Raw genomic sequence first — 16011 nt, forward strand, 5'->3', positions numbered from 1 at the left:
AAACTTTTCAGCGTCACTATACGACTGGCAACATTCTAATACAATTGATGTAACAAATAATGCTACACAGACCAGATTTTTAACGAATTTAATGTAAAAAACACTAACAAGTGCACACAAAGCTTCAGAAAAATTGACTTTCCCACGTAAGACCAGTAAAAAAATGGCACATAAACATCCTGGACGGATTAAATAATAAACAAAGGAGATTGTTATGGCGGATAAGAAAGCTACCCTTCACATTGAAGGTCAAGCGCCAATCGAGCTGCCGATTACAGAAGGTGTACTTGGTACTCCAGTGATCGATGTTCGTACACTAGGTTCTAATGGTTTTTTCACTTTTGACCCTGGTTTTCTTGCCACTGCATCCTGTGAGTCTCAAATCACTTTTATTGACGGTGGAAAAGGCATTCTTTTACATCGTGGTTATCCAATCGACCAACTTGCCAATAACGCTGATTACTTAGAAGTATGTTACATACTTCTTTACGGTGAAGCCCCATCTCGAGCTGAGTACGAAAAGTTCAAGACTACCGTGACACGTCACACTATGGTGCACGAGCAAATCGCTAGTTTCTTCCACGGCTTCCGTCGTGACGCTCACCCTATGGCTGTAATGTGTGGTGTTGTAGGCGCTCTAGCGGCGTTCTACCACGACTCACTTGATGTCAACAACGATACACACCGTGAAATTGCGGCATACCGCCTGATTTCAAAAATGCCAACACTGGCTGCAATGTGTTACAAATATTCAATCGGTCAGCCGTTTATCTACCCACGTAACGACCTAGGCTACGCAGAAAACTTCTTACACATGATGTTTGCAAACCCATGTGAAGAGTATGAAGTGAACCCTATCGTTGCTCGTGCAATGGATAAGATTTTCACTCTACATGCTGACCACGAACAGAACGCTTCTACGTCTACAGTGCGTCTTGCTGGTTCATCTGGTGCTAACCCGTTTGCGTGTATCGCAGCAGGTATCGCATCACTTTGGGGCCCAGCTCACGGCGGTGCAAACGAAGCTTGTCTGCGCATGCTTGAAGAGATCGGTAGCGTAGATAACATTGAAGAATACGTTGCGAAAGCAAAAGACAAAGATGACCCATTCCGTTTGATGGGCTTCGGTCACCGTGTTTACAAGAACTACGACCCACGTGCAACAGTAATGCGCGAAGCGTGTCACGAAGTGCTTAAAGAGCTAAACATCCAAGATCCACTACTAGACGTAGCGATGGAACTTGAGCGTATCGCTCTTTCTGATGAGTACTTTGTTTCTAAGAAGCTATACCCGAACGTAGATTTCTACTCAGGTATCATTCTGAAAGCAATCGGTATTCCAGTATCTATGTTTACAGTAATCTTCGCGATGTCTCGTACCATCGGTTGGATTGCTCACTGGAACGAAATGCACAGCGATCCGACGAACCGTATCGGTCGTCCTCGTCAGCTATATACTGGTGAAGAACAACGTGACTTTAAAGCACTTCACGAACGTGAATAGTTGCTATAAATCATAATGTTAAAAGGGGTTGATGTGAGAACATCAACCCCTTTTCTTTTGTACGCTCTCAACCCCGTCATCCTCAAGAATGCGAAGTGAACGAATAAAATAATATCGTCATCCCCAAGAACGAGGGACGAATGAGTTGGGGATCTCCTTAAGCGAGCAGATAAACTATACAGGTTACCTGCTCAATTCTAGAGAACGACGCATACACTCGACTCGTACCCCTTATCTCGCATCTGCTCTTAAACTGGGTTATCGATATCGATAAACTCAACATCCAAGCAGTGCTCTTTTGCTAACCACTCACCTAGTGCCTTCACGCCGTAGCGTTCTGTCGCATGATGACCTGCAGCAAAATAATGGATGTCTTGCTCGCGGGCCGAGTAAGTTGTGCGCTCAGAAATTTCACCAGAGATAAATGCGTCGATACCTTGAGAGGCTGCAAGTTCAATGTAATCTTGACCGCCGCCAGTACACCAACCTACCGTTTCAATCATTTTATCTGCGTTTTCAGGAGCAATATGTAGCGGCTTACGATTCAGTACTTGATCAATTTTTGCCGCAAACTCAGCACCGGTCATCGGTGTCTTTAATCTACCAAACATAGCAACCGATTGTGGGTGCCCTTCCAAGCCACCTTCTACTTCAATATCAAGCAGTTCAGCGAGTTTGGCGTTGTTACCAAGTTCAGGATGGATATCGAGAGGTAAGTGATAACCCAAAAGGTTAATGTCATTCTTTATCAGAGTGCGAATGCGCTTGCCCTTCATGCCACGAATTGCCTCTGACTCACCTTTCCAAAAGAAACCGTGATGAACCAACAAAGCGTCAGCCTCTAGCTCAACCGCTTTATTAATCAAAGCTTGCGATGCCGTAATACCAGTAACAATACGCTTGACTTCAGAAGCACCTTCGACTTGAAGGCCATTCGGACAGTAATCTTTAATCTGCTGTGGCTGCAGTTTTTCGTTAAGTAGCTTTTCTAATTGTAAGTTATTCATTTTTATTTCCAGCTTACCTTTATAATAACGTCGTTATATCAATTTACGGGTAGAATGTCGAAAGCCCTTCCACTCTGTTTCTAGAGAACAGATGCCTGAAGTTTACGAGGAACCGATGACTGAACTGCAACGCTTTTATCAATGGGTGATTAGCTCACCACCGCTACTAGAAATCAAGCCGCCCATTTCTGATCTCAGTGTATTCTCAAACCACCAAGCACTCGACGAGTCGCATACTTATGATGGAAACCCTAGATTAGGCTTCCTCTACCAACACTTATGTGAACAAGTCATCATGACTTCGGATAATTATTCAATCAAGTACGATGAGATTCAGATTAATGTTGAGGGACGAACACTTGGCGCAATCGACTTTATCCTGGAAGACACGAGCAGGCAAAAATTAGAACACTGGGAAGTGGCAATTAAGTTCTACCTACTTCATGAGCAAACATGGTTTGGTCCCAATTCTCACGACCAATTGGACAAGAAGCTCGATAGGATGCTCTGCCATCAACTTGGTATGTCCTCTTCAAGCGCTTTTATTGATCAGTATCCAGATATCGATGTCGACTCAAAACACCTTTTGATGCAAGGTCGCCTCTATACCAACCCATTTCTAGAACAAAACGTACCTACGGAGTGTTTGGGATACAACATTAACCCAAGCCAAGTAAACGGATTTTGGTGCTATCAAAATCAGGCTCACCAGATCACCGAAACACTCTATCCTCTAAGCAAAGAGCAATGGGCCGCTGGAACGGATGATTTCAGCGGTGAACCCATCGCCGAATTTGGTGATCGCTTCGTTCATGGGCAAACCAAGTCTGGTCAATTCTGGTTTGTGATGCCGCAAAGCTGGCCACACGGCTAATCCATTCGTCATGAACTGACTTAGTCTAGCCACTTACTCACAGACAAATAAAAAAGGGCTGATGCTTTCACATCAACCCTTCCATTATTTGCTTTATAACTCTATGAATCGTACTCGATTATAGACCTGCAGCGGCAAATACTTGGTTAACAATCTCTTGAGCTTCTGCTTCGATTGCTTTTAGGTGCTCTTCACCTTTAAAGCTTTCACAGTAGATCTTGTAGATGTCTTCAGTGCCTGATGGACGAGCAGCAAACCAGCCGTTCTCAGTTGTCACTTTCAAGCCACCAATCGCAGCACCGTTACCTGGAGCGTGTGTTAAGCGTGCAGTAATTGCATCACCAGCCAACGTCTCAGCAGAAACCATCTCTGGAGATAGTTTCTTCAGCACGTCTTTCTGTGCACCATTTGCTACCGCTTGAATACGGTTGTACTTAGATTCACCGTGTTTAGCGGCAAGTTCTTCGTAGTATTCTTGTGGGTTCTTACCTGTCACTGCTGTGATCTCAGCCGCAAGCAAGCAAAGAATCAGGCCGTCTTTATCTGTTGACCAAGGCGTACCGTCTTTACGTAGGAAAGAAGCACCTGCGCTCTCTTCGCCACCAAAACCAAACTGGCCGTTGTATAAGCCATCAACGAACCATTTAAAACCAACTGGCACTTCACAAAGTTCGCGACCTAAGTCAGAAACTACGCGATCGATTAATGCACTTGATACTAGTGTCTTACCAACAGCAACGTCTTTACCCCAACCTTCACGGTTACGGTATAGGTAATCAATACAAACCGCTAAGAAGTGGTTTGGATTCATCAAACCTTTAGGTGTCACGATACCGTGGCGATCGTAATCTGGGTCGTTACCAAATGCTAGAGCGTACTCGTCTTTAAGCGCCAGTAAGCCTGCCATTGCGTATGGAGAAGAACAGTCCATACGAACTACGCCATCTTTATCTAGAGACATGAATTGGAATGAAGGGTCAACCGCTTCACTTACCAGAGTAAGATCTAGATTGTACGCTTTACCAATTTGACGCCAGTAATCAATACCGCTGCCACCCAGTGGATCAACACCAATCTTGATGTTTGCTTTCTGGATCGCTTCCATATCCACGACGTTAACCAAATCAGCGACGTATGGCGCGACTAGGTCAACTTCTTTTACTAGCTCAGACTGTTTAGCCTGTGCGATAGGCGTACGCTTAACACCTTGCATTTGCTCAGCAATGATCACGTTCGCACGGTCTTCAATCGCTTGAGTCAGTTCAGCTTCAGCTGGGCCACCGTGTGTCGGGTTGTATTTAATACCGCCGTCTTGAGGTGGGTTATGTGAAGGCGTGATAACAATGCCGTCGGCTTTTTTGTCATTCACTAGGTTGTGCGTAAGAATCGCGTGCGAGATACCAGGTGTTGGAGTAAAGCCGTTGTTTTCTTGAATAATAACTTCAACACCGTTCGCTACAAGCACTTCGATAACCGTAGAGAACGCAGGCTCAGATAGAGCGTGAGTATCTTTACCTAAGAAAAGAGGGCCAGTTGTACCTTGCTCGGCACGAACTTCAGCAACCGCTTGTGCAATTGCTAGAATGTGGTTTTCGTTAAATGTTGATTTGTCTGCTGTACCGCGGTGACCTGAAGTACCGAAAAGTACTTTATGATCTGGGTTCGTAGCATCCGGTTGCTGTAAGAAATAGTTAGCAACTAAAGCCGGGATATTATGAAGATCTTCCTGCTGAGCTTTCTGCCCAGCACGAGGGTGCATAGCCATTTTTCGACATCCTTATATATAAAATTTTAAAACAAAAAAACCTCATAATATCTTCTTATCCATGGATATTATGAGGTTTAAATCAGATTTCGTTAAATTGAACCTGTTACTTTTTCTATCAATTCTGCTTGGAAATTCATGCGGCTCATAAGCTGCTCAACCATCTGTCTTTTTCGGCTTGTATTGTTATTAGTAATAACCCAAAAAGGACTTTGTGGAATAGCTTTAGGCTTAGTCGTGTTGCCGTTTGCTAGCAACGTCGCTTCGTTATCTGCAAAGTAAACGCGCTTACGGCCTTTTACTTGAGTTGCTTCTGAAAAGCTTAAAGGGTCGATTTTATGCAGTGTTGATAACACAAGCATGAAACGATCAATGGCTTTCTTTAGTGATGCAAACTCATCTGATATTAGTAGTGAGCGCATTTCTTTAACGCCATCGAACTTCTCTGGAGTAAAGCCTACCTCTTTGCTAACAACGATACCTTTTGGCTCAACGATCTCTTCGATCGGAGCCATGCCTTGGCTATCAACCTGTAACAAGCGGCGCAGAATATCTGAAGCGCTTTCGCCAATACGTTCTGTCTGACCCGCAATAAAACGGTATAGGTCCTCATCAACCTCAATTGTTTTCATTCGCTTTTCACAATCTCAATGTTTAAACTCTGGGGGATTATAGCGAGATCCGCGCGGATACTCTACGTCAAACCCACCATGAATAAGATAAAAATGTCAGTACAGCTCAACTATAAAATTGAAGGTGAGGGTCACACCATTGTTTTGATCCATGGATTATTCGGTAATCTGGACAACCTTGGCTTGCTCGCTAGGGATCTAAAAGCCGATCATCAGGTACTTAGTATCGATCTCCGCAACCACGGTCAATCCTTCCATAATGACACTCATAACTATCAAGCGATGGCACAAGACGTGGCTCAACTGCTGCATGATCTTAAGTCAGAAGACGTCACTGTGATTGGTCACTCGATGGGTGGCAAAGTAGCGATGGCACTGACACAACATCTTGCGCTGCATAAATTGATTGTCTTGGATATGGCTCCGGTCGCGTACACTCAGAGTCGCCACGACAACGTATTCGCAGGCCTGCAAGCCGTGATAGAAGAAGAGCCGACTTCACGCTCAGATGCACTCAAGGTTCTCGCAAAACATATCGAGATCGATGGCGTTCGCCAGTTTTTAACCAAATCTTTGTTCAAAACAGAGCAAGGCATCATGGAATGGCGCTTCAATGTTGCTTCGTTATTGAGCAACTACCCACATATTATTGGTTGGGAACCGATCGAGAAAACCTCGGTCAAAACCTTGCTCATTAAAGGTGGGGATTCAGATTACCTCACCGCAGAACATCAAGCAGCCGTTCAGCAGCAATTTTCTAACGCAAAAGCGCATGTCATTGCCAACACAGGTCACTGGCTGCATGCTGAAAAACCAGCAGAAGTACTTAGAGCAATTAGAAAATTCATCGCTTAACTGCGCTTTTTCGTGCAGATAAATGAGAGCTGTGTAATTACTGCAGATTAACTTTATCTCACAACAGTGATATAGTGCGCCCAAGCAAAATTGGTATATAAGGTTCCCATGCTTTACGACTACATGAACATCATCGAATCTGTTGGTTTAGATCTCCTGTTTGCCGCGATTTTCTTTTTAATCGGTATGGCAATTAAGGACGTTCTCAAGCAGGGAAATGTTCCTCCATTTGGTCGTCGCATCGTATGGTTAGTACTTTTCCTTGGCTGTGCGGGTTTTATCGCCAAAGGGATAATCCAACTAAGCTGGGAAGGAACTGGGATCTAACGATTCTCTTCCGAACTTTATTACACCGACAACAGACAAAATGAAAGGTAATGATTCTATGGCAAGTGTAGGTCTCTTCTTTGGTAGCGATACAGGTAACACTGAAGCTGTTGCTAAGATGATTCAAAAGCAATTGAGCAAACAGCTCGTTCACGTTCAAGACATTGCAAAAAGCAGCAAAGAAGATATCGATAACTTCGATCTACTGCTGCTTGGTATCCCTACGTGGTACTACGGCGAAGCACAATGTGATTGGGATGACTTTTTCCCAGAGCTAGAAGCTATTGATTTCTCAACTAAGCTTGTTGCTATCTTTGGTTGTGGCGACCAAGAAGATTACGCAGAATACTTCTGTGATGCTATGGGTACTATCCGTGACATCGTTGAAGCGAAAGGCGGTACTATCCTAGGTCACACATCAACTGAAGGCTACGAATTCGAAGCATCGAAAGGTTTAGTTGAAGGCGATGACAGCCAATTCGTTGGTCTATGTATCGATGAAGACCGTCAACCTGAGCTAACTGATGAGCGCGTATCTAACTGGGTTAAACAAATCCACGAAGAGATGTGCCTAGCAGAGCTAGAAGACTAATTCTCTAGTGGTTGTTAATTGTTACAGTTAATAACCATTATGTAGATATGAAAAAACCTCCTTATAGGAGGTTTTTTGCTATTTAAAATCTATTAATTAGCACTCAGCCTCTAATGCTTCATCATCATCTCTAAATTGCGGCTTCTTTCTTACATAGAGGGTGCGTTGAATTTCTGAAACCACATTACCCTGCTTATCTTTCACGTGAATAATAAATTCGGGGAAACACTTTTCACCGAGTTGCGTCTGACGATAGATATCGTCAAGCTGCCCTTGCCTTATCTCAAAATCTGCATACAAGTCCGATTGCCCCGGCTTGATGAAGTTAATGCTCGCTTCTTTATCCCAAACATAATATCGTTCACCTAAAATTCCCATTAACATCAGTGAGTAAACGGGATCAGTAAGAGAAAAGATACTGCCGCCATATTGAGTACGATTGGCGTTCTTATTCCACCAGCGTAGCTTAAGTACTGTCTTAACAACCCTAAAGTCAGTGCTAATGTGGGCTATTCGAATACCCGCTCCCCAAAAGGGAGGCCAAATATTAAGAGCAAATTTTACAATGTTGGGTTTATATATTTTTGCGAGTTGCTTATTCATAACAACATTCCATGTTCATATCAGAAACACCGTCACCTTGACTGGTCGTACCTCCACTATAAGTGAGATACTTCCAATTTACAAAACAGATTGTGATGTCAGTAAGTAACCCTTTGAAGTTCGTGGTTTATTGTTATGCCTGACTAAACTATAATGGTATTAATATTGAATTCTGTTAATTGCTGCAGATCATCAACAGGAAAGTATATGTCAGACAATAATCAAGCGCTAAAAGATGCAGGTCTTAAAGTGACCCTTCCACGGCTCAAAATTTTAGAAGTATTACAACAGCCAGACTGCCAACATATTAGTGCTGAAGATTTATATAAGAAGCTGATCGACCTAGGTGAAGAAATCGGTCTTGCAACCGTTTATCGAGTACTTAACCAATTCGATGACGCTGGCATTGTAACTCGTCACCACTTCGAAGGCGGCAAGTCTGTATTTGAACTTTCTACACAGCACCACCACGACCACCTTGTATGTTTAGATTGTGGCGAAGTGATCGAATTCTCTGATGACATCATCGAAGAAAGACAGAAAGAGATTGCTCAGCGTTACAACGTGCAACTAACAAACCACAGTTTGTACTTGTACGGCAAAAGCATTAACGGAGATTGCAAAGGCAATCCAGACGCGCATAAAGCGAAGTAGTAATACAGAACGCTGGCTTAGGCCGGCGTTTTTTATATAGGGCATCATAAAGTATCCATGAAAAAAATCCCGCTAGTTAAGGCTTTTACTTTAATTGAGATGTTGGTTGTTGTGGTGATTATTGCAGTGCTTGCTATTGTTGCCCTTCCCCGTTTTCTTAACATTCAAACCGATGGCCGTATCGCTCTGTTTGACGCTGCTCAATCTCAATTTCAAACTACGATCACGTTTGCTCACAGTAAATGGCTGGTCAGCGGCGGCGGCAACGCTGAAATGAATGACATGCCAGGTTTTGGGGAAGACGGAGACGGCAATGCTCAATTGGACATAAATGACGTCGGCTACCCACTCGGCGTCGATAAAGGCAACCCTATGGGGCAGCCTTACAACATAGGTCAAGGTGACCAAGGGTGTGTGTCAATATGGAATGCAATTATGACAACCGACCTGACCGCTACTACAGACCCGAACCAGTCCAACAATTTTGATTTTATTACCCGCCGTCAAAACCATAGTTTTGTTGCCAAAGACGGTACTCCTCAAAACAAACTCGCGCTTTGCTACTTCATCTACACTGGAGTCGATTTCGACAGCGATCCTGATAATGCAGGTTATGTTTTCTGGTATAACTCACGCACGGGTGAAGTAACCCAACAAGACCCTAATAATCCCTAAAACTCTGGCTCTAGTGCTTAAAACGCTAGTTGGTCACTAGAAACACCTTGGTAATCAAATTTAAGACACAAAAAAACCGGCCCTAAGCCGGTTTTTTATTGGGTCGTTTTTAACAAACTAAATACTCAAGCATTAAGCTTCAGTTTTACCCCATGTGTCACGTAGACCAACCGTGCGGTTGAAGACTAGTGCATCTGCTTTAGAGTCTTTCGAATCCACACAGAAGTAACCTGTACGTTCAAACTGGTACGCTTGCTCTGCCACACCTTCTGCTAAGCTAGGTTCAACAAAACCATTTAGCGTAACAAGTGATTCAGGGTTTAGCGTTGCAGCGAAGTCATCAGCAGCGGCTGGGTTTGGCACTGTGAATAGACGATCGTACAAACGAATCTCAGCAGGCAGTGCTTTATCAGCAGATACCCAGTGGATAACGCCTTTCACTTTGCGGCCATCTGCAGGGTTCTTACCCAATGTTTCATTGTCGTAAGAACAGAAGATAGTCGTAATGTTGCCTTCTGCATCTTTTTCGATACGTTCAGCTTTGATCACGTAAGCACCACGCAGGCGAACTTCTTTACCTAGAACCAAACGCTTGTACTTTTTGTTTGCTTCTTCACGGAAGTCATCACGCTCAATCCAAACTTCACGTGTAAATGGTACTTCACGAGTGCCCATTTCTGGCTTGTTTGGGTGATTTGCAACCGTTAACGTTTCTACTGTATCTGCTTCGTAGTTTTCGATAACGATCTTAACTGGATCCAGAACAGCCATTGCACGAGGTGCATTTTCGTTCAGATCATCACGGATGCAAGATTCAAGTGAACCGAACTCAATCATGTTCTCTTGCTTAGTTACACCAATACGCTTACAGAATTCACGAATCGAGCTTGAAGTAAAACCACGACGACGTAGGCCAGAAATAGTAGGCATGCGTGGGTCATCCCAACCTTGAACTAGGTTTTCAACCACAAGTTGGTTCAGCTTACGCTTAGACATCACTGTATATTCAAGATTCAGGCGGCTAAACTCGTACTGACGAGGTTGGCAGTCAATCGTGATGTTATCTAGAACCCAATCGTACAAACGACGGTTATCTTGGAATTCAAGCGTACAGATAGAGTGCGTAATACCTTCCAGCGCATCAGAGATACAGTGAGTAAAGTCGTACATTGGGTAAATGCACCACTTGTCAGCCGTTTGATGGTGGTGAGCAAAACGAACACGGTAGATAACAGGATCGCGCATAACCATGAACGAAGAGCTCATGTCGATCTTAGCACGTAGACACGCTTTACCTTCTTCGAAGCCACCGTCACGCATTTTTTCAAACAACGCTAGGTTCTCTTCTGGGCTGCGGTCACGGTATGGGCTCGCTTTACCTGGCTCTTTTAGCGTGCCACGGTACTCACGGATTTGATCAGGACTTAGCTCGTCAACATACGCTAAGCCTTTATTAATTAATTCCACAGCATAAGCGTAAAGCGTATCGAAGTAGTTTGATGAGTAGCAAATATCACCAGACCATTCGAAGCCTAACCAGCTTACATCATTCTTAATTGACTCAACGTATTCAACGTCTTCTTTTTCAGGGTTTGTATCATCGAAACGAAGATTACATTGTCCCTGGTAGTCCTGAGCAATACCAAAGTTCAAGCAAATAGATTTAGCGTGACCAATGTGCAGGTAGCCATTTGGCTCCGGCGGGAAACGAGTATGCACGCTACTGTGTGTACCATCCGCTAAATCTTTATCAATAATTTGGCGAATGAAATTCGATGGACGAGCCTCAGCTTCACTCATCTATAGCACCTCTATGTATTTAGTATTGTCAGAGAAAGTTATCTTTCGTCCCCAAGAAAACGGTCGCTTATAGCGCCAGTCAAAGATAGAAAGATCATTGTTGCTAATCATCCACAATTCTTAGCCTTTGCACAATAAGAACCGTCCGTTAATTGCGATTATTTCTGCTATTCGATGAAGAATAGAACGAACCGTGTTCGCTGGTCTTAAACTGCAGGCACAAAAAAGCCTCCCGTGTGGGAGGCTTTCAATTTGACACTTACTTAAGAGTAACTTTACGTCTTAATTAAGTACTTCCCTTACTGTGGAAGTTTTACATCAGATAGGTCTTCGCCTGCACCAATAGCTTTCATTTCGCCAGCTACGATTTCAGCTAGTGGGCCTAGGATAACCTGTAGGTTGTTTTCACCTAGTTTAACCACACCTTTAGCACCAAGTTTCTTAAGAACAACTTCATCTGCAACAGAGCGGTCTTTAAGAGTTAGACGTAGACGAGTGATACAAGCGTCGATTGAAGTTAGGTTGTCGTGACCACCTAGAGCTTTCAGGTATTGACGTGCAAGGTCGCCCTTTGGTGCTTCGCCAGCAGGAGCTGCAACAGCTTCGTCATCATCTTCACGACCTGGCGATTTCAAGTTGAAAGCGCGGATTGCGAAAGAGAAAGTGAAGAAGTATAGAGCACCGAAGCCAAGACCGATTAGTAGTAGTACGAATGGTTTAGTTGCTAGACCCCAGTTCAATACGAAGTCGATAAGACCAGCAGAGAAACCGAAACCGTGCAGAGTACCAAACATGTTAGCAACTACTAGAGACAAACCTGTAAATACAGCGTGCATTGCGTATAGAGCAGGAGCTAGGAATACGAACATGAATTCTAGCGGCTCTGTGATACCTGTTAGGAATGAACAGAATGCAACTGAGAATAGTGCGCCACCAACTTGGCTACGTTTTTCAGCAGGAGCAGCTAGGTACATTGCAAGTGCAGCACCTGGTAGACCGAACATCATTACTGGGAAGAAACCGTTCATGAATACGCCAGCGCCTTTATCGCCGCCGAAGAAACGGTGTAGGTCGCCAGATTTAACTGTTTCAGTTACTTCTTTAACAGTTGCAACAATTTCTGGGTTAACTGAGTTAGCAAATTCAAATGTGTACTCTTGACCAACAACTAAAGTTTTAGCTAGTGCAGGGTCAACACAAAGTTGAGAGAAGCCTTCTGCAGCAACTACGATCTCTTGACAAGAGCCCATACCGAACCAGAAGTACGAGTTCAGTACATGGTGTAGACCTACTGGGATAAGTGCACGGTTAAGAGTACCGTAAACAAATTGACCGATAGCGCCAGACGTTGAAACTGCGTGAGCAAGTGCATCTAGACCAGATTGAACAGCAGGCCATACAACACCAAAGATTGCGCCAGCAACTAGAGCAAATAGACCAGCCATAATAGGAACTAGACGTTTGCCAGAGAAGAATGCTAGCCACTCTGGAAGACGAGTCGCGTGGAATGCATTGTAAGAGTGACCTGCGATGATACCTGCAAAGATACCGCCGAAGAATGACATATTTACACTAGCATCGATGTTTGTTGCGGTTGCTGTCAGAACAAAGTAAGCAACTGCACCAGCAAGACCTGCTGCGCCGTTACCGTCTTTAGAAAGACCAATAGCTATACCCAAACCAAACAATAATGGTAGTTGACTGAAGATTGCGTTACCAGCAGATGCCATGAATGCGATATCGAGTAAGTCTGGTTGACCCAGACGTAGCAGCAATGCCGCAATCGGAAGCGTTGCGATTGGTAGCATTAACGCCTTACCAAGCTTCTGCGCATATCCTAGAATATTCACCAGTTGTTTCCCCCTATAGGATTTTTTAGAATTCGTTTGAGAAACTTATTTTAGTCGCTCAATTTAGTCCTATTCAGTGTATTCAATTAATTTTGCTCCGCAAATTAAAACCTTACCATTTGTGATCCTAATCACCAGTTTTTACCAAATCCAGAGGTTTTTGCTAGCGAGATCATAAAACTTATTTTATCATTAAAAAAAACGAACATTTATGGATAAAATCCAAATCTAATCATTAGGCAAAAAGATGGTAACTCCGGGCTTATAGAGCACCGTGAATAATCATTATTGATGGACCTAAATGTATAATAAAAATCAATTGTTCATATGTTTTTCAACAACTTAAATCGCTTCTCATTTTGAAGCCGTTTGCCCATAAAAGATAAATCGTTACGTAAATGATGCTCGCAAACTAAGTCCGCATTTAGGTAACGAACGAATTTAAAAGATCTCACGAAATAAGGATTAGCTGACTATGTACGCGCTAAGTAACTGTAAAATTTACACTGGTAGTGATGTTCTAACCGATCATGCTGTTGTAATCGAAAACGAACTGATCAAAAAAGTCTGTCCTATCTCTGAATTGCCAGAAGGAATCGAGCTTCGCGACCTAGACGGAGCAAACCTAAGCCCAGGTTTCATTGACCTACAACTGAATGGTTGTGGCGGTGTAATGCTTAACGATGAGATCACTGCAGAAACCATGCAGATCATGCACAAAGCAAACCTGAAATCTGGCTGTACTAGCTTCCTACCAACGCTTATCACCTCTTCAGACGAAGATATGCGTGCGGTTATTACGGCAGCTCGTGAATACCATAACCAGTACCAAAACCAATCTTTAGGTCTGCACCTTGAAGGTCCTTACCTGAACGTTGCGAAAAAAGGCATCCATAGCGTCGATCACATTCGTAAATCTGACAACGAAATGATTGAGCTTATCTGTGAGAACCGTGACCTTGTTGCAAAAGTAACATTGGCTCCAGAGCTTAACGACCCTGAACACATCGAACGCCTGCACAAAGCTGGCGTTGTCGTTTCTATCGGCCACACCAACGCAACTTACGCAGAAGCGCGTCAAGGTTTCGAATCTGGTATCACGTTCGCCACTCACCTGTTCAATGCAATGACGCCGATGGTTGGTCGTGAGCCTGGCGTTGTTGGCGCGATTTACGATACTCCTGAGGTTTACGCTGGCATTATTGCCGACGGCTTCCACGTTGATTACGCAAACATCAGAATTGCGCATAAAATCAAGGGAGAAAAGTTGGTATTAGTGACGGATGCCACAGCTCCTGCAGGTGCTGACATGGAATACTTTATTTTTGTCGGTAAGAAAGTATATTACCGTGATGGTAAGTGTGTTGATGAAAACGGCACACTGGGCGGCTCAGCTCTGACTATGATTGAAGCAGTTCAGAATACAGTTGAGCACGCTGGTATCGCTTTAGACGAAGCTCTTCGCATGGCTACGCTATACCCAGCTACGGCTATCGGTGTAGAAAGCAAGCTAGGTCGAATCAAAAAAGGCATGGTTGCAAACCTAGCTGTATTTGACCGAGACTTTAACGTTAAAGCGACTGTTGTTAACGGACAATACGAGCACAATTAAGTATGAATGGCGGACAAATAGGTAACGTAGACTTAGTTAAACAACTAAACAGTGCGGCGGTATACCGACTTATAGACCAACAGGGGCCTATCAGTCGTATACAAGTGGCTGATGTAAGCCAACTCGCACCGGCAAGTGTTACAAAAATTACCCGCCAACTTTTAGAGCGCGGCCTAATTAAAGAGGTTGCGCAGCAAGCGTCTACTGGCGGTAGACGCGCTATCTCCCTAACCACAGAAGTAGAGCCTTTTCATTCTGTTGCTGTGCGTTTGGGTCGAGACTACATTCAAATAAGCCTGCATGACCTTGGTGGTCGTGAATTGGCTTTCCAACAGCAAGACCTGAATTATTCAGACCAATCAGACCTTACCCAAGGCTTGGTCAATAACCTCAAAGCTTTCATTGCTGAGCATCAACCAAAGATCGATCAACTGATTGCTATTGGTGTCACGCTTCCAGGCTTGGTTAACCCAACGACCGGTGTTGTTGAGTACATGCCGAATACCGACATCGATAACCTCGCATTAAGCGACATTATTCGCGATACATTCCATGTTGCTTGTTTTGTTGGTAACGATGTTCGTGGAATGGCGCTTGCTGAGCACTACTTCGGTGCAAGTAAAGATAGCCAAGATTCTATTTTGGTCAGTGTTCACCGTGGTACAGGTGCAGGTATTATCGTTAATGGTCAGGTTTTCCTAGGTCATAACCGTAATGTGGGTGAAATTGGTCATATCCAAATTGATCCGCTAGGCGAGCAATGCCAATGTGGTAACTTCGGCTGTCTTGAAACAGTAGCGGCAAACCCAGCTATCGTTGAACGCGTGCAGAAGCTGATTAAACAAGGCTATGAGTCTTCTTTAACAGAGCTTGAGCATATTACGATTCAAGACGTTTGTGACCACGCGATTAATGGTGATGAGCTAGCCAAGCAAAGCTTAGTTCGAGTAGGAAACCAGTTAGGTAAGGCTATCGCGATGACGATTAACTTATTTAACCCTCAAAAAGTTATCATTGCTGGTGATATTACCAAGGCACAAGAGATTGTTTTTCCTGCAATTAAGCGCAATGTAGAGAATCAGTCGTTAACGACTTTCCATAGCGGCCTGCCTATTGTAGCATCACAGATCGATAAACATCCTACGATGGGAGCTTTTGCTATGATTAAGCGCGCCATGCTTAACGGCGTGTTACTGCAGAAGCTTCTCGAAGACTAGAGAAAACAATTCTGATTTTCCGCGGGCCGTGTTTGTATAAACAC

General features: G+C 43.8%; 15 protein-coding genes. 9 read left to right on the forward strand and 6 right to left on the reverse strand.

The window, feature by feature from the left end; genetic code table 11:
- Positions 1-214: 214 nt before the first annotated feature.
- Positions 215-1504, forward strand: a complete 1290-nt coding sequence (locus AB4351_RS08510) for a citrate synthase (RefSeq protein ID WP_017061949.1) — start codon at positions 215-217, stop codon at positions 1502-1504.
- A gap of 248 nt (positions 1505-1752) precedes the next feature.
- Here the strand turns inward: AB4351_RS08510 and AB4351_RS08515 are convergent, their stop codons facing one another.
- A complete protein-coding gene (locus tag AB4351_RS08515) occupies positions 1753-2511 on the reverse strand; it encodes a Nif3-like dinuclear metal center hexameric protein (RefSeq protein ID WP_137001202.1) in 759 nt (252 codons plus the stop codon).
- A gap of 115 nt (positions 2512-2626) precedes the next feature.
- On the opposite strand from AB4351_RS08515, the gene AB4351_RS08520 reads away from it, so the two are divergent.
- The gene (locus tag AB4351_RS08520) at positions 2627-3385 is read left to right on the forward strand and encodes a DUF1853 family protein (RefSeq protein WP_102320178.1); all 759 of its coding nucleotides are present in this window, start codon (positions 2627-2629) and stop codon (positions 3383-3385) included.
- Positions 3386-3503: 118 nt separating this feature from the next.
- On the opposite strand, the gene pgm is transcribed toward AB4351_RS08520, so the two are convergent.
- Both pgm and seqA read right to left on the reverse strand, forming a co-directional pair.
- A complete protein-coding gene (gene pgm / locus AB4351_RS08525) occupies positions 3504-5150 on the reverse strand; it encodes a phosphoglucomutase (alpha-D-glucose-1,6-bisphosphate-dependent) (RefSeq protein WP_017061952.1) in 1647 nt (548 codons plus the stop codon).
- 92 nt (positions 5151-5242) lie between these two features.
- Positions 5243-5782, reverse strand: a complete 540-nt coding sequence (seqA, locus tag AB4351_RS08530; RefSeq protein ID WP_017061953.1) for a replication initiation negative regulator SeqA — start codon at positions 5780-5782, stop codon at positions 5243-5245.
- A gap of 93 nt (positions 5783-5875) precedes the next feature.
- Between seqA and AB4351_RS08535 the strand changes: the two genes are divergently transcribed.
- From AB4351_RS08535 to fldA, 3 genes are all read left to right on the forward strand, one after another.
- Entirely contained in the window at positions 5876-6637 is a 762-nt protein-coding gene (locus AB4351_RS08535; RefSeq protein WP_017070726.1) for an alpha/beta fold hydrolase, read from the forward strand.
- 108 nt (positions 6638-6745) lie between these two features.
- Positions 6746-6964, forward strand: coding sequence for a DUF2788 domain-containing protein (locus AB4351_RS08540; protein ID WP_004737900.1), 219 nt, complete (start codon positions 6746-6748; stop codon positions 6962-6964).
- A 58-nt stretch (positions 6965-7022) separates the two neighbouring features.
- Positions 7023-7556, forward strand: a complete 534-nt coding sequence (gene fldA, locus AB4351_RS08545) for a flavodoxin FldA (protein ID WP_010436745.1) — start codon at positions 7023-7025, stop codon at positions 7554-7556.
- Between the two features lie 96 nt (positions 7557-7652).
- Here fldA and AB4351_RS08550 read toward each other — a convergent pair whose 3' ends face one another.
- Positions 7653-8159 (reverse strand): DUF4442 domain-containing protein, encoded by a 507-nt coding sequence (locus tag AB4351_RS08550; protein WP_017061955.1) that lies wholly within the window; start codon positions 8157-8159, stop codon positions 7653-7655.
- 207 nt (positions 8160-8366) lie between these two features.
- Between AB4351_RS08550 and fcrX the strand changes: the two genes are divergently transcribed.
- On the forward strand, positions 8367-8813 hold the full coding sequence (gene fcrX / locus AB4351_RS08555; RefSeq protein ID WP_017061956.1) for a ferric iron uptake transcriptional regulator FcrX: 447 nt from the start codon (positions 8367-8369) through the stop codon (positions 8811-8813).
- Between the two features lie 57 nt (positions 8814-8870).
- Complete coding sequence (locus AB4351_RS08560) at positions 8871-9488, forward strand: prepilin-type N-terminal cleavage/methylation domain-containing protein (protein WP_372125656.1); 618 nt, start codon at positions 8871-8873, stop codon at positions 9486-9488.
- A gap of 132 nt (positions 9489-9620) precedes the next feature.
- On the opposite strand, the gene glnS is transcribed toward AB4351_RS08560, so the two are convergent.
- A complete protein-coding gene (gene glnS / locus AB4351_RS08565) occupies positions 9621-11288 on the reverse strand; it encodes a glutamine--tRNA ligase (RefSeq protein WP_017063407.1) in 1668 nt (555 codons plus the stop codon).
- A gap of 299 nt (positions 11289-11587) precedes the next feature.
- Complete coding sequence (gene nagE / locus AB4351_RS08570) at positions 11588-13138, reverse strand: N-acetylglucosamine-specific PTS transporter subunit IIBC (protein ID WP_032545860.1); 1551 nt, start codon at positions 13136-13138, stop codon at positions 11588-11590.
- Between the two features lie 475 nt (positions 13139-13613).
- Here nagE and nagA point away from each other — a divergent pair, with 475 nt between their 5' ends.
- Complete coding sequence (gene nagA / locus AB4351_RS08575) at positions 13614-14750, forward strand: N-acetylglucosamine-6-phosphate deacetylase (protein ID WP_017062193.1); 1137 nt, start codon at positions 13614-13616, stop codon at positions 14748-14750.
- Between the two features lie 2 nt (positions 14751-14752).
- Positions 14753-15967: an ROK family protein gene (locus AB4351_RS08580; protein WP_017062194.1), complete on the forward strand. Its 1215-nt coding sequence runs from the start codon at positions 14753-14755 to the stop codon at positions 15965-15967.
- Positions 15968-16011: the final 44 nt, after the last annotated feature.

Origin of the sequence: Vibrio sp. 10N.261.51.F11 (genome assembly GCF_041471665.1) — a bacterium.
Taxonomy (GTDB): Bacteria; Pseudomonadota; Gammaproteobacteria; order Enterobacterales; family Vibrionaceae; genus Vibrio; species Vibrio crassostreae_C.